At 71.3% G+C, this 14,359-nt stretch carries 11 protein-coding genes; 4 read left to right on the top strand and 7 right to left on the bottom strand.

Going from position 1 to position 14,359, the window contains the following annotated elements:
- Positions 1 to 175: 175 nt before the first annotated feature.
- Positions 176 to 820, bottom strand: a complete 645-nt coding sequence (locus OG251_RS11300) for an HNH endonuclease family protein (RefSeq protein ID WP_326677039.1) — start codon at positions 818 to 820, stop codon at positions 176 to 178.
- A 377-nt stretch (positions 821 to 1,197) separates the two neighbouring features.
- Between OG251_RS11300 and OG251_RS11295 the strand changes: the two genes are divergently transcribed.
- A complete protein-coding gene (locus OG251_RS11295; protein WP_326677038.1) occupies positions 1,198 to 1,932 on the top strand; it encodes an ABC transporter permease in 735 nt (244 codons plus the stop codon).
- Between the two features lie 79 nt (positions 1,933 to 2,011).
- Here OG251_RS11295 and OG251_RS11290 read toward each other — a convergent pair whose 3' ends face one another.
- Together OG251_RS11290 and OG251_RS11285 are read right to left on the bottom strand one after the other, a co-directional pair.
- A complete protein-coding gene (locus tag OG251_RS11290) occupies positions 2,012 to 2,674 on the bottom strand; it encodes an HAD-IA family hydrolase (RefSeq protein WP_326677037.1) in 663 nt (220 codons plus the stop codon).
- A 244-nt stretch (positions 2,675 to 2,918) separates the two neighbouring features.
- A complete protein-coding gene (locus tag OG251_RS11285; RefSeq protein WP_326677036.1) occupies positions 2,919 to 4,157 on the bottom strand; it encodes a peptidoglycan-binding domain-containing protein in 1,239 nt (412 codons plus the stop codon).
- A 134-nt stretch (positions 4,158 to 4,291) separates the two neighbouring features.
- On the opposite strand from OG251_RS11285, the gene OG251_RS11280 reads away from it, so the two are divergent.
- On the top strand, positions 4,292 to 6,334 hold the full coding sequence (locus OG251_RS11280) for an MDR family MFS transporter (RefSeq protein ID WP_326677035.1): 2,043 nt from the start codon (positions 4,292 to 4,294) through the stop codon (positions 6,332 to 6,334).
- 136 nt (positions 6,335 to 6,470) lie between these two features.
- Here the strand turns inward: OG251_RS11280 and OG251_RS11275 are convergent, their stop codons facing one another.
- A complete protein-coding gene (locus OG251_RS11275; RefSeq protein ID WP_326677034.1) occupies positions 6,471 to 6,953 on the bottom strand; it encodes a GNAT family N-acetyltransferase in 483 nt (160 codons plus the stop codon).
- 435 nt (positions 6,954 to 7,388) lie between these two features.
- On the opposite strand from OG251_RS11275, the gene OG251_RS11270 reads away from it, so the two are divergent.
- On the top strand, positions 7,389 to 9,560 hold the full coding sequence (locus tag OG251_RS11270; protein WP_326677033.1) for a bifunctional glycosyltransferase 87/phosphatase PAP2 family protein: 2,172 nt from the start codon (positions 7,389 to 7,391) through the stop codon (positions 9,558 to 9,560).
- 69 nt (positions 9,561 to 9,629) lie between these two features.
- On the opposite strand, the gene OG251_RS11265 is transcribed toward OG251_RS11270, so the two are convergent.
- On the bottom strand, positions 9,630 to 10,619 hold the full coding sequence (locus OG251_RS11265; protein WP_326677032.1) for an AEC family transporter: 990 nt from the start codon (positions 10,617 to 10,619) through the stop codon (positions 9,630 to 9,632).
- Between the two features lie 229 nt (positions 10,620 to 10,848).
- Positions 10,849 to 12,102, bottom strand: a complete 1,254-nt coding sequence (locus OG251_RS11260) for a cytochrome P450 (protein ID WP_326677031.1) — start codon at positions 12,100 to 12,102, stop codon at positions 10,849 to 10,851.
- A 344-nt stretch (positions 12,103 to 12,446) separates the two neighbouring features.
- Here OG251_RS11260 and OG251_RS11255 point away from each other — a divergent pair, with 344 nt between their 5' ends.
- The gene (locus OG251_RS11255; RefSeq protein WP_326677030.1) at positions 12,447 to 13,625 is read left to right on the top strand and encodes a steroid 3-ketoacyl-CoA thiolase; all 1,179 of its coding nucleotides are present in this window, start codon (positions 12,447 to 12,449) and stop codon (positions 13,623 to 13,625) included.
- Positions 13,626 to 13,834: 209 nt separating this feature from the next.
- Here OG251_RS11255 and OG251_RS11250 read toward each other — a convergent pair whose 3' ends face one another.
- On the bottom strand, positions 13,835 to 14,275 hold the full coding sequence (locus tag OG251_RS11250) for a transglycosylase SLT domain-containing protein (RefSeq protein WP_326677029.1): 441 nt from the start codon (positions 14,273 to 14,275) through the stop codon (positions 13,835 to 13,837).
- Between the last annotated feature and the right edge of the window lie 84 nt (positions 14,276 to 14,359).

The following is a 14,359-nucleotide window of genomic DNA, read 5'->3' as shown; positions in this document are numbered from 1 at the left end:
CGGGCGGGCCCCGTGGCGGATGGCCCGTACGGTACGGAACGCCGAGGGGAGGCGTAACGGTTCCGCACGGTGATCCGCCGCCGTGCGGGGCGGTTCACCGTGCGGGGCGGCGATGCGGGCGGCGGTGCGGACTACCGGGCCCGTGGCGCCGGTGCCGCCCGCTCTGCCCGGTGGGTCAGCAGTTGTTCAGGGCCGACTGGAGCGCACTCTTCTCCGTCGCGTCGACGCTCAGGTCGTAGTAGTGCTTCACGTGCACCCAGGCGCGCGCGTACGTGCACAGGTACGCGCTGCGCGACGGCAGCCACTCGCCCGGGTCCTTGTCGCTCTTGGCCTGGTTGACGTTGTCCGTGACCGCGATGAGCTGCGGGCGCGTCAGGTCGTTGGCGAAGGACTGGCGCTGGGCCGTGGTCCAGCCGCTCGCGCCGGAACGCCAGGCCTCGGCGAGCGGGACCATGTGGTCGATGTCCAGGTCGGAGGCGGCGGTCCAGGTGGCACCGTCGTACTCCGAGTACCAACTGCCGCTGACCGCCGCGCAGCTGGAGTCCTGCTGGACGTTCGATCCGTCGCGCTTCAGGACGACTTCGCGGGTGTTGCAGGCGCCCGACTGGGTGATCCAGTGGGGGAACTTGTCACGGCTGTAGCCGCTGGAGGAACCTTCCGCCCCGACGGTGAGTTCGCCGAGGTAGGTGCGGGCGGTGGCGGCGCTGACCGGGGTGGGCATGGCGGCCTGCGCGGTCGGCGCGGTGAGCAGTGCGGAGGTGGCGGCGAGTGCGGCGGATGCAGCGGCGACGGCGATACGACGCGCGTAGACACCAGACATGCGAACTCCCTTGATGTGGGGGGACCTTGGACGGGCGGCCTGTGAAGCCCGGCCATCGTGGCGGCGCCAGGTTTCTGTGAGGGGGGCGCCAGGTAACAGGGTGGCGACATGCGCACGTCACATCAAGGGGTCATGCGGTTCGGTCTGACGTTCACTCCGAAGTTTGTGCTGATCGGCGTGGGGTCTTGGTGGGTATGGGAGTTGATGATCCGTTGACCGACGGTCCGGCGGTTCACGTCGCCTTGATGGTGGTTGGGCCGTCCTGACGGTCCGGTGCTCCGGGGGTCAGTGTTTCCGGCGTACGGGCGGTCCGGTGGTCCTGCCGTCCTCCGGTTCCGCGGTCTTCCGGTTCCGCGGGACGGCCATAGGGTGGCCGCGTGCTGCTACCGGTCACCATCACGCTCGGGGTCGTCCTCGCCCTGCTTCTGGCGTTCGCGGCCGTCGTCGCCGCGTGGGCCTCGCTGGGCCGTTCGCGCGAGATCGTCGTCGCCGGGCTGCGGGCCGCGGCTCAACTCGGCGTGGTCTCCCTGGTCATCGGCTGGGTCGTCCACTCCCTGGCGCCCCTGCTCGGCTTCGTGGCGCTGATGTTCGTGGTGGCGGTGTGGACCGCGGGGCGCCGGATCACGGGCAATCCAAGCTGGCGTTGGGCGGCCCTGCCGATCGGTGCCGGGGTGCTGCCGGTGGTGGGCGTCCTGCTGCTCACCGGGCTGGTCCAGGTCCGGGGCATCGCCCTGATCCCCATCACCGGCATCCTCATCGGGGGCGCGCTCACCGCCACGGTGCTCGGTGGCCGGCGCGCGCTGGACGAGCTCGGGACCCGGCACGGGGAGGTGGAGGCGGGGATGGCGCTCGGGCTGCTGGACCGGGACGCCCGGCTGGAGATCGCCAGGCCCGCGGCGGCGGACGCGTTGCTGCCGGGGCTCGATCAGACCCGGACCGTGGGGCTCGTCACCCTGCCCGGGGCGTTCGTGGGCATGCTGCTGGGCGGCGCCTCACCTGTGGAGGCGGGCGCCGTGCAGCTGTTCGTGCTCGTGGCGTTGATGGCGGTGCAGGTGGTGGCCGTCGCGCTGGTGCTGGAGCTGGTGGCGCGAGGACGGCTGCACCGGGACTGAGTCCGGGAGGGCCCGCGACTGAGCCCGGGAGAGCCCGCGAAGGCCCGGGAGGGGGAGCGGGGAGGAGCGCGGGTGGCCGTCAGGCGGCGCTGATGTGCAGGCGTATCGAACCGTCGTCCGCGGCTTCCACCCGGATCTGCGTCAGGTCCTCGACATGGGCGTCCGGGGAGAGCGCTGCGGCGCGCGGGCCGACGCCCACGACGCGCATGCCGGCTGCCCGGCCGGCCGCGACACCCGCCTCCGAGTCCTCGAACACGATGCAGTCGGCCGCGTCGAAGCCCAGCTCGGCCGCGCCCTTCAGGAAGCCCTCGGGGTCCGGCTTGCTGGCGCCGACCTGCTCGGCCGTGACGCGGGCGGCGGGCATCGGCAGGGCCGCCGCCGTCATCCGGGCGCGGGCGAGCGCCTCGTCGGCCGAGGTCACGAGCGCGTGCGGGAGGGTGGAGAGTGCTGCCATGAAGGCGGGCGCGCCCCCGATCGGGACGACACCGTCGACGTCGGCGGTCTCCTCGGCGAGCATGACCCGGTTCTCCGCGTAGTTCTGCTCCATGGGGCGGTCCGGGAGCAGGACGGCCATCGTGGCGTACCCCTGCCGGCCGTGGACCACCTTGAGTACGGACACCGGGTCGAGGCCCTGCTTCAGCGCCCAGCGATGCCAGCAGCGTTCCACCACGGCGTCGGAGTTCACGAGGGTGCCGTCCATGTCCAGAAGGAGGGCGCGTGCGGTGAGGACGGTGGCCGACATCGGCTGGCTCCTGAGCGCGGGGGGATTCGCGTGCACCCCGGTGAGAGGCGACGCGGGTGGCGTACAAGAGCGGCCCCGCCCGCCGGTCAGGGAGTGCGAGCGGAGGCCACTTTGTTCCATCACGATACAAAAAGCTGCCCCGGAATGCGAATCCCGCCCCGCCGCCGCCCTCTCCTCGTGCCTCAGTGCCCCGCCGCCGCCCTCTCCTCGTGCCTCAGTGCCCCGCCGCCCCTCTCCCCGTGCGTCAGTGCCCGCCGCGCCCGCTCGTCTCCGCCTCCAGCGCCCGCCGCGTGTTCGGCCCGTACACCCCCGCCGGGTCGCCCCGGATGGCCTTGTACGACTGGTAGACCTGTACGGCCTCCTCGACCCGGTCCGTGTAGTCGGCATTCGAAGGCCCCTGGTAGAGCCAGACCTCCTTCAGGCGGTTCTGGAGCTCGGCCACCTCGGGGCCGTGGTCGCCGGGCCGCAGCGTGGGGCCGGTCAGCTGCGCGGGCGGTGCGGCCGACGGTGCGCCCGGTGTCTTCGTGGCTGCCGAGAGGGACGGGGCGGGCGTGGCCGGCGAGGCCGACGCCGAGGCGGAACGGGTCGGCTCCGCGCTCCCCGACGGTGACGCGGACCCGGTGGCCGACGCCGAGGGCGACACCCGGGCCGAGCGGGACGGCGAGGGTGAGGCGGCTGCGGACTCCGAAACGGAAGCCGCCGGGCCGCCGCCCGCGTACGGGGCGCTCGCCGCCGTCTCCGGCAGGGCCTCGTCCTGGTTGTCGTCCCCCCTGAACAGCCCCCCGGCGAACGCCGCGATGCCGACCACGGCGGCCACGGCCACCCCCACGGCAAGGACGGTGAACGGTCCTCGGCGGCGGGGCTGGACCGGGTCGGCGTCCGGGTCGATGCCCGGCCCCGTGACGGCGCCGAAGGTGGCGGTGCGCCGGTTGGCCCCGTCCGGCCCCCCGGCGTACCGCGGTTGCGCCGCCGTCGCGTCCATGTCCCCGTACGCCGCTCCGCGTCCCGCCTCGTACGCCGCGCCCTCCATCGGCGCGCCGGCCGGGAATCGCGGCATCCCGGTGTCCGGGAACAGCGGCATCGTGGTGTCCGCGGTGCCGGGTGCCGCACGGCCCTGGACCGGGCCGGGCCCCGCGCCGTAGCGGCGGGCGTCATCGGGGCCGGGGCCGGTGGCCGCCTCATGGCCCTCGCCGTGCCCCCGGTCCCGGCCGCCGTCGCGGGCGGCACCGGAGCCCCGGCGGCCGGGAGCCGTGCCGTCGCCGCCCAGTTGCACGTAGGGCCTGATCCGCAGCGGATCGAAGTCCTCGGCCGCGGCGGTCTCCGCGGCGCGTGCGGCCCGCCGCTCCTCCCCGGTGAGCCGTGCGGCCCCCGCCCCGCACACACATCCGTCGGGTCCGCCGCGCGGGCCCGGCGGCGCCTGCCCCGTGACCGGCTGCTGTCCGGCGAGTCCTCTGCCGCACTCCGGGCACGCATGTCCGGTCATAGTGGGTCCCCTCCCTAGAGCTGCTGCGATTATGCAGGCCGCCGCCGCGCAGCCCAACGCTTTGGGGCCGCTCGGCAGGCCGTAAACGGACAGAACGGCAAGGATAGGGGTGTATCGGATCCGAGGAGATGCTCATGGCCCAGCAGCTGAGCCCGCCGCCCCTTGCTCCCGGCGAAGGACGGTCCACGCGAACCGTTCTGGTCGCCATCGGCGCACTGCTGCTCGGCATGCTGCTCGCGGCACTCGATCAGACCATCGTCTCCACGGCACTGCCGACGATCGTCAGCGACCTCGGCGGCCTGGACCACCTGTCGTGGGTCGTCACCGCCTACCTGCTGGCGGCGACCGCGGCGACCCCGCTCTGGGGCAAGCTCGGCGACCAGTACGGGCGCAAGAAGCTGTTCCAGACGGCCATCGTCATCTTCCTCATCGGCTCCGCCCTCTGCGGCGTTGCCCAGAACATGCCCCAGCTGATCGGCTTCCGGGCCCTCCAGGGGCTCGGCGGCGGCGGCCTGATGGTGCTGTCCATGGCGATCGTCGGCGACATCGTCCCGCCGCGCGAACGCGGCAAGTACCAGGGCCTGTTCGGTGCGGTCTTCGGTGTGACGAGTGTCCTCGGACCGCTGCTGGGCGGCTTCTTCACCCAACAGCTCAGCTGGCGCTGGGTCTTCTACATCAATCTGCCGATCGGTGCCGTCGCGCTGATCACCATCGCGGCCGTCCTGCACATCCCGGTCCGTCAGACCAAGCACACCATCGACTACGCCGGAACCTTCCTCATCGCTTCGGTCGCCACCTGCCTGGTCCTCGTCGCCTCCCTCGGAGGGAACACCTGGGCCTGGGGATCGGTGCAGATCATCGCCCTCTCCGTACTGGCCGTGCTGCTGCTCATCGCCTTCATCGTGGTGGAGCGGCGCGCCGCGGAGCCCGTACTGCCGCTGAAGCTCTTCCGGATCAGGACCTTCAGCCTCGTCGCCGTCATCAGCTTCGTCGTCGGCTTCGCGATGTTCGGCGCGATGACCTATCTGCCGACGTTCCTCCAAGTGGTGCACGGCATTACGCCGACCATGTCGGGTGTGCACATGCTGCCCATGGTGTTCGGCCTGCTGATCACCTCGACCGGCTCCGGCCAGCTCGTCAGCCGCACCGGCCGCTGGAAGATCTTCCCCGTCGCCGGCACCGCCCTCACCGCGGCCGGTCTGCTGCTGCTCCACCGCCTCGACGCGTCCAGCTCCACCTTGGAGATGAGCGTCTACTTCTTCGTCTTCGGAGCCGGGCTCGGGCTGGTGATGCAGGTCCTCGTGCTGGTCGTGCAGAACGCCGTGACCTACGAGGACCTGGGCGTCGCCACCTCGGGCGCGACCTTCTTCCGCTCCATCGGCGCCTCGTTCGGCGTGGCCATCTTCGGCGCCATCTTCACCAGCCGGCTGGGCGGCAACCTCGCCGACGCCCTCCAGGGCCGTTCGCTGCCGTCAGGGGTCAGCGCGGACCGGCTGGCCGCCGACCCGCGGGCCATCGGCCGGCTTCCCGCCGATCTGCGCCCCGCGATCCTCGACGCGTATTCGAGTTCGATCACGGATGTCTTCCTGTACGCGGCCCCCGTCGTCCTGGTCGCCTTCGCCTTCACCTGGTTCCTCAAGGAGGACAAGCTGCGGGGCTCGGTGACCGCCCCCGACACCACCCAGACCCTGGCGTCGAACCCGGTGGAGCGTTCCTCGTACGACGAATGCGCCCGCGCCCTGTCGGTGCTCGCCACCCGCGAGGGGCGCCGCGAGATCTACGTGAAGATCACCGAGCGGGCGGGCTACGACCTGTTGCCCGCGGCCAGCTGGCTGCTGCTCCGGATCAAGCGGCACGGCACCGTCGAACCCGCCCGGCTCGCCGATGTCGCCCCCGTACCCCTCAGGGTGATCAGCGAAGCGGCACGCCAGGTGGAGGAGCGCGGTCTGGCCCGGCGCGAGGGGGTGCAGATGGTCCTCACCGACGAGGGGGCGGAGGCCGTGGTCCAGCTCGCCCAGGCCCGCGAGGACTCGCTCGCCGAACTGCTGGGCGACTGGTGGGGGCCGGAGCGGCCCACCGACCTCGTCCGGCTGGTCACCGAGCTGACCGCCGAGGTGAGCGGATCGAGCAAGGAACGGCCGCACATGCCGGAACCACGCCGCGACCATGCGGCCTGACGGGCGCGCGGGCGGGGCACAGGTGAGGGGCGACGGGACCGTCCCCGCTCTCCGGTGGGCCTGCCTGTTTCCCGGTGGGCACGCTCGCTCTCAGGAACCCGTCCCGTGAACCCCGTCCCGTGAACCCCGTCCCGTGTCACAGCGCCTTGGCGAACCAGTGCTCCGCGTACTTGCGGTGGTGGAACGCCGGAACCTCCTGATAGCCGTGCTTCGCGTACAGACCGCGCGCCTCGACCAGGTCGTTGCGGGTGTCGAGCCGGAGCTGCCGCAGCCCGAACGCGCGCGCCGCGTTCTCTATCGCCGCCAGCAGCTGCCCGCCGCCCCCGGTGCCCCGGAACTCGGGGCGTACGAACACCCGGGTCAGCTCCCCCGTCCCCGCGTCCGGTTCCGTCACCACGAACCCGGCGCAGCTCGCGGGCCTGCCCTCGTAGCGGCCGACGACGAACTGCCCGGTCGGCGGTACGAGCAGGTCGACGCCGTCGTCGGTGAGCCCCTCGTCGATCTCCGCGGCGGTGGCGGGCCGCTGCCAGTAGCGGCTGGCCACCTCGTCGTAGTAGTCCCGGCGCAGCACGGCCGCGTCGGGGGAGTCGAAGTGTTCAGGGGTCACGATCCACGTCATGTGGCTCATTCTGACAAGCGCGTGAGCGGATGACGAAAGGATTTCGTCCTGCGGGAGCCAGGGGCCGGGAGCTGGGGCCGGGAGCCGCTCGGGGTCCCTCGCCTCACCCTGCGTACGACTGTTCACGTCACCGAACAGCTCCTCGCGCTCGGCGTGCGCCGGGCGGGGGTTCCGCTGCCCCCTACGCGGCAGGCGGGGGCACACCGGTCCATGAGGACCGACCCCGGCACGTCACGCGATCCGGGTGTCGGCCTGCCGCCCGCCCGCTCCGCTGTCGCCGGTCCCACGCCTGTCCGTTCCGCGTGGATCATGTCGTTCGAGCATTCTTTCGGACAAAAGTGCGGTGACAGTCAGGCGAAGAGGGGGTTGATTGTGTCTACCTCATAGGGCAATGCGAGGCTTCATCCGCACGTCCCCGAGTCGAAGGGGCAGTGCATGGAACGGCGGGAGGGTCGGCGCAGCGTGGCGAATGCGGATCACAGTGTGCGCGGTAACGCGGCCACGGACGCGGAGACGAGGACCGGGATGACCCGGATCGTGCTCTGGCTGGTCGTGGCTGTGCTGGCGGTACGGCAGATGACGGTGGTGCTCCGGCAACCACCGGGCGAACGACTCACCGACCTGGAGACATGGATCGGTGAGAACGGAGTCCTGCATGTGCCGGGGTCCCTGTACGACTCCGACCGGTTCACCGGGACGCCCTTCGCGGGGCTGGTCCTGAAACCACTCACCGCCTCGGCCGAGCAGGCGCTGGGGGTCGCGTGGACGTTCGGTTCCCTGCTGCTCGTCGCCGCCCTCGGTATCGTCGCGGCCCGCGCCCTGCCCGCACCCGTCAGCCGCCGTACGACGCTCCTCGCCGCTCCCGTGGCGATCAGTCTGCTCATGCTGTCGCTGCCGGTCCGCAACGCGCTGTATCTCGGCCAGACCAGCATCCTGCCCGTCCTGCTCGTCCTGCTCGGCTGCTTCGTGGCCCGGGGCGAACGGGCGTCCGGCATCCTGATCGGCATCGCGGCCGCCCTCCAGCCGACCGTCCTGCTGTTCGCGGCCCTGCTCTGGCTGACCGGCCGCCGCAGGGCGGCCGCGACGAGCGGGGCGACCTTCGCCGTCGGCACCGCCGTGGCCTGGGCCGCCCTGCCGCACGACTCCTGGACCTACTGGGTGCACCATGTCGCGGGCGCCGGTCTCGGTGAGCGGCCGGACAGCCTCGCCAACCAGTCGCTGCACGGGGCGCTGCTCCGGTTCGGACTGGAGGGCCCGGTGGAGATCGTCCTCTTCCTCGTCCTGGCCGCCGCCGTCGTGCTTCTCGGACTGCGGCGTGCCGTGCGCTACGCGCAGGACGGCCAACTGCTCCTCGCCGTCGCCGTGACGGGGTGTGTCGTCGTCGCCGTCTCGCCGACCGCGTGGCAGCACCAGTTGCTGTGGGTGCTCCTCGCGGTGGTCGGCCGGGTCGGAAAGCGGGCCGCCGACCGGCTGGTCTGGCCGGCCGTCGTGGTGCTGGTGATCACGCTGCCCGGGAAGATGCTGCTGCCGAACATCGGGGCCCTGCTCCCCGTACGTGACAACGTGCTGCTTCTCGCGGCGCTCGGGGCGGCCTGCGCGGCGCCGTTCCTGTCGCGCACCTCGACGTACTGGCAGCAGCCGATCCCCACCGTGTACGCGAAGCCCGTAGCGTCACGCTGGAGACGCGTGCCGCTCCTGCCGTTCTGGCGCCGGGTCCTCAGCCGCCCGAACCTGCTGCTGGAACTTCTGCTCATCCGGGTCGTCTACTCCGCGTACGCGCAGGTCAGGCTGGCGGCGACCGCGGGCCGGGCCACCGCCGAGGAGCACGGCCGTCAGATCCACTCCATCGAACAGTGGCTCCACATCGACATCGAGCACTGGGCCAACCACGCGGTCGTGAAGATCAACTGGCTGCGTGAGTTCTTCGACTACTACTACTCCACGTTCCACTTCATCGTGCCGCTGACCATCCTGGGCGTGCTGTACGCGCGTCGCCCCGCCGACTACCGCTGGGCCCGCAGCTCCATCGGATTCGCCACGCTCCTCGCGCTCGTCGGCTTCTGGCTCTACCCGCTGGCCCCGCCGCGTCTGATGCCGGGACTCGGCTTCATCGACACGGTCCACGGGGTGCAGGACTTCGCGAAGCCGGACTACGGGACGCTGACGACGCTGACCAACCAGTACGCGGCGATGCCGTCGCTGCACTTCGGCTGGTCGCTGTGGTGCGGCGTGGTGATCGTCGTGCTGGCGCCGAAGATGTGGATGAAGGCGCTGGGCCTGCTGCATCCGCTCTTCACGGTCTCCGCGATCGTGGCGACCGGCAACCACTGGGTGCTGGACGCGGTCGGCGGTGCGCTGGTCGTGTCGATGGGCTTCGGGCTGACGTATCTGCTGTCGGGGCGCAGGGCGCTGCAACCCGTGACGGCGGGGAACGCGAAACCGCATGCGGAGGCCGGTGCGGGCAAGGAGGACGCGGAGGCCGATACGGGCGCGCGAGCCGCCGAAGCCGGTACGGGCGCGCGAGCCGCGGCGGACAGCGGGACGGAAGGCGCGGAGAAGGGCGCCGATGAAAAGGCGGTCGGCGAGATGGCGGGTGGCAAGCAGTAGCCCTTCGGCGGTCGATCGCCGCGTCCCACCGGCATCCGCCGGAACCAGGCCCTCCGCCGCTCGAACGGCTCACCCCCGCGAAGGTCCGAGGGCCCATGTCGCGAAGGACAGCGTGGCCATCGACACCACCGTGGAGGCCACCACGGCGTTACGGGCGAGCCTGGTGTCCAGGCCGTACTGACGGGCGTAGATGAAGGCGTTCTGGGCGGTCGGCAGCGCGGAGCAGAGGACCACGGCGAGGAGTTGGTGCTCCGGCAGGTCCAGCAGCAGCGGTCCGCCCACGGCGAAGGCGATCAGCGGTTGCAGCAGGGTCTTGAGGGCGACCACCGTCGCGACCTCCGGCCGGTTCCCCGGCCCTGCCGCCCCCTCCTCGGCCGCCTCCGTGTCCGGTGCCGCCGCCGTGTCCGGGCGGCCGTGCAGCGACAGCCCGAGGGTGATCAACGCGGTGGGTACGGCGGCGGCGCCGAGCAGGTCGAGCGAGTGGGCCACGGCGAGGGGCGGCCGCACCCCGGTGGCCGAGACGAGCAGACCGAGCAGTGAGGCCATGATGATCGGGTTGCGCACCGGCATGGTCAGCACGCGGCGGAACCCGGCCCTCCAGTGCGTGCTCGACCGGTCCGTGCCGCGGTCCAGGAGCGTGAGGATCACCGGGGAGACGAGCAGCACCTGGAACAGGATGATCTGCGCGACGAACGACGCGTCCCCCAGTACCTGGACCGCCACCGGGATGCCGAGGTTGGCGGAGTTCACATAGCCGGACGCCATGCCGCTGATCGCCCCTTCCGCCGTCCCGCGTCCGAAGAAGCGCCGGGCCACGGCGAAGCCGGCCGCGGAGGCGAGGACCGTGCCCGCGGCGAAGGCGAGCATCGACGGGTTCACGAAAGAGCCGAGACGGGCGCGGGAGACCATCATGAACAGGGCGGCGGGCATGGCCACATGGAAGACGAACCGCCCGAGCACGGCCTCCGCCGCCGGCCCGAGCAGCCCGCCGCGGGCGACGGCGTAACCGATCGCGGTGAGCGTCCAGATGGGGGCGAAGCCGGAGAGCAGGGCATGCATGGACGTCATGATCCCCGCAGCCCCGACGCCTCCCGCGGCTGGCCCCGGAGGCCCCGCGAGGCCCGTGCGGATGAGCCAGCGCCGGACATCGCAAGCGGTCAGCAGTCAGCGGTCAGCCGTCAGCCGTCGGCGGGCGGTTCGCGGTCGGCCGTCAGTCGCTGGTCGGTGGTCGGCGGCCGGTGGTCGGCGGCCGGTGGCCGGTGGCCGGTCCCCGGCCGGTCGGCCGCCGTCAGCCGTTGGCCGACGTGCCGACCTGTAGCTGCTTGATGCCGTTGAGCCAGGCGGAGCGCAGCCGCCGCGGATCCTCCAGCAGCCGCAGATCGGGCAGTACGTCGGCGATGGCGTTGAAGATCAGGTTGATCTCCATGACGGCCAGGGACTTGCCGAGGCAGAAGTGCGGGCCGCCGCCGCCGAAGCCGAGGTGCGGGTTGGGGTCGCGGGAGATGTCGAAGCTCTCCGGGGAGTCGAACACCTCCGGGTCGTTGTTGGCGGAGGAGTAGAACAGCCCGACCCGGTCCCCCTTCTTGATCCGCTGACCGCCCAACTCCAGGTCCTGGGTGGCGGTCCGCTGGAAGGAGACCACGGGCGTGGCCCAGCGGACGATCTCCTCGGCCGTCGTCTCCGGGCGCTCGCGCTTGTAGAGCTCCCACTGGTCGGGGTGGGTCAGGAACGCGTGCATGCCGTGGCTGATGGCGTTACGGGTGGTCTCGTTGCCGGCCACCGCCAGCAGGATCACGAAGAAGCCGAACTCGTCGGAGGAGAGGTTGCCCGTACCCTCCGCCGCCACCAGCTGGGAGACGATGTCCTTGGCCGGACACTCCTTGCGGGCGGCCGCCAGATTCATCGCGTACGAGACGATCTCCATGGCCGCCTCCGTGCCGACCTCTTCGGTGATCGCGTACTCCGGATCGTCGTACGCCGCCATCTTGTTGGACCAGTCGAAGATCTTGGACCGGTCCTCCTGGGGTACGCCGATGAGTTCGGCGATGGCCTGGAGCGGGAGTTCCACGGCGATGTTGGTGACGAAGTCGAAGGAGCCGTCGTCGTCCGCGGCGGCGAGGGCCGTCTCGACGATGGAGCGGGCCCGGCTGCGCAGGGCCTGTTCCAGCGACCGGATGGCGCGGGGGGTGAAACCTCGCTGGACGATCTGGCGGACCCGGGTGTGTTCCGGCGGGTCCATGTTCAGCATGATCAGCTTCTGGACCTCGATCTGGTCACGGCTGATCGTCTCGTTGAAGCGGATGACCGCGGTGTTGGTGCTGGAGGAGAAGAGCTCCGGGTGGGTGGAGACGTACTTGACGTCCTCGTGGCGGGTGACGGCCCAGTAGCCCTCGTCGTCGAAGCCGGAGATCCCGGCGGGCTGGGTGCACCACCACACGGGCGCGGTCTGCCGCATCAGGGCGAACTCCGGGTGGGGAACCCGGGCTTGGAGCAGGTCCGGATCGGTGAAGTCGAAACCGTCGGGCAGATGGGGGCAGCGCATGGGCACCTCTCCACTCCAGGTCTGGCGGCGAACTCTCTGACGGCCACTCCCTGACGGCCCATCAGATGTTGCCCGAAAGGTAGTAACGAGTTCTACAAGTGGCAAGAGGCGTGGCTGGATCCGTTGCCCGTCACGGTTCCACCCGGCCCGATGCCCGTTCGTCAAGGGTCCATCGGGGGCTCGTGCGGCGCGCGGGACCCGTACGAGGTACGCGAAAGGTGCGTGCACGCCCCTTGCGTACCGGGGGTAAGCCTCATGAGACTGCTTGCAGAACTAGAACGCGTACTAGTTCCTTCCGTGGGTGCCGGGACGCCCCAGCGGAAGTGCGAGGAGAGGACGAGCTCATGGCCGCGGAACCCGTCATCGTCGAAGCCGTTCGCACCCCCATCGGCAAGCGCCAGGGTGCGCTCGCCAATCTGCACCCCGCCTACCTGCTGGGCGAGACCTACAGAGAACTTCTCGGCCGCACCGGCATCCAGGCCGACTGCGTCGAACAGATCGTCGGCGGCACGGTCACCCATGCCGGTGAGCAGTCCATGAACCCCGCCCGCAACGCCTGGCTGGCCGTGGGGCTCCCGTACGAGACCGCCGCCACCACCGTGGACTGCCAGTGCGGTTCCTCGCAACAGGCTTCCCACATGGTCGCCAACATGGTCGCGGCCGGGGTCATCGACGTCGGCATCAGCTGCGGCGTGGAGGCGATGTCACGCGTACCGCTGGGCAGCGGCTCCAAGCACGGTCCGGGAAAGCCCTGGCCGGACGAGTGGAACATCGATCTGCCCAACCAGTTCGAGGCCGCCGAGCGCATCGCCCGCAGGCGCGGCCTGACCCGGGAGGACGTCGACGCGCTCGGCCTGCTCTCGCAGGAACGGGCGGCGGCGGCCTGGGCCGAGGAGCGCTTCAAACGGGAGACGTACGCCGTCCAGGTGCCGACCACCGAGGAGGAGCAGGCGGCCGGGCAGGGCATGTGGCGGCTCGTCGACCGGGACGAAGGGCTGCGGGACACCACGTTGGAGGGGCTCGGCGGTCTCAAGCCGGTCATGCCCACCGCCGTCCACACCGCGGGCAACTCCTCGCAGATCTCGGACGGCGCCTGCGCCATCATGTGGGCGTCCAAGCGGATGGCGCGGGCCCTCAAGCTCAAGCCGCGGGCCCGGATCGTCGCGCAGGCCCTGGTCGGTTCCGACCCGCACTTCCACCTCGACGGGCCCATCGACGCGACCCGCGCGGTGCTCGGCAAGGCGGGCATGTCGCTCAAGGACATCGACATCGTCGAGATCAACGAGGCCTTCGCGTCGGTGGTGCTGAGCTGGGCGCGGGAGTTCGACGGGGACCTCGACGGGCTGGCGAAGGTCAACGTGAATGGGGGAGCGATCGCTCTCGGCCACCCGGTCGGCGCCACCGGGGCCCGGCTGATCACCACGGCCCTGCACGAACTGGAGCGCCGGGACAAGGAGTTCGCCCTCATCACGATGTGCGCGGGCGGGGCGCTGGCGACCGGCACGATCATCCAGAGGCTGTAGGCGCGCGGCCCGCGGCGCTGCTCGTGACGCGGGTCCGAGGGAACGCCGAAGCCCCCGGCCGGACACACATCCGGTCGGGGGCTTCCTGCGTCGCACGGCTTCGTACGTCGCACGGCTTCGTACGGTCAGGCGCCTTCGTACGGTCACGCAGCTTCGTACGTCACACGGCTTCGTATGTCATGCGGTGGTGCGTTGGTGTGGCCGGTGGCTCAGTACCAGCCGTTGGACTGCCAGAAGTCCCAGGCGCCGCACGGGCTGCCGTAACGGTCCTTCATGTAGTCCACGCCCCACTTGATCTGGGTCTTGGGGTTGGTCTGCCAGTCGGCTCCCGCCGAGGCCATCTTGGAGCCGGGGAGGGCCTGGACCAGGCCGTAGGCGCCGGAGGAGGCGTTGGAGGCGTTCACGTCCCAGCCGCTCTCGTGCTCCACGATCTTGTGGAAGCACTGGTACTGGGAGCTGTCGTCGATCATCTTCTTCGCCGTGGCCTGTGCGCCCGCGGCGGACGTCGGCGCGGCGGCCGGGGCGGCGGCCATCGCCGGGGTGACACCCAGGGCCAGACCGGAGGCGCCGAGCAGTACGGCGGCGCCGGTGACGACACCCCTGCGGCGGGCGGTGCGGGGCTGGGCGAGGATGCGGCGGGCGAACGACACGGGAGACGGACCTCACGTCGGGGGCGGGGGAGTCGCGGCCGGTCGGGACCGCACGGCGATCGATGACCGCACTGAGGTGACCGG

Origin of the sequence: Streptomyces sp. NBC_01237, assembly GCF_035917275.1 — a bacterium.
Classification (GTDB): domain Bacteria; phylum Actinomycetota; class Actinomycetes; order Streptomycetales; family Streptomycetaceae; genus Streptomyces.
This window is presented reverse-complemented; position numbering and strand designations above follow the sequence as displayed.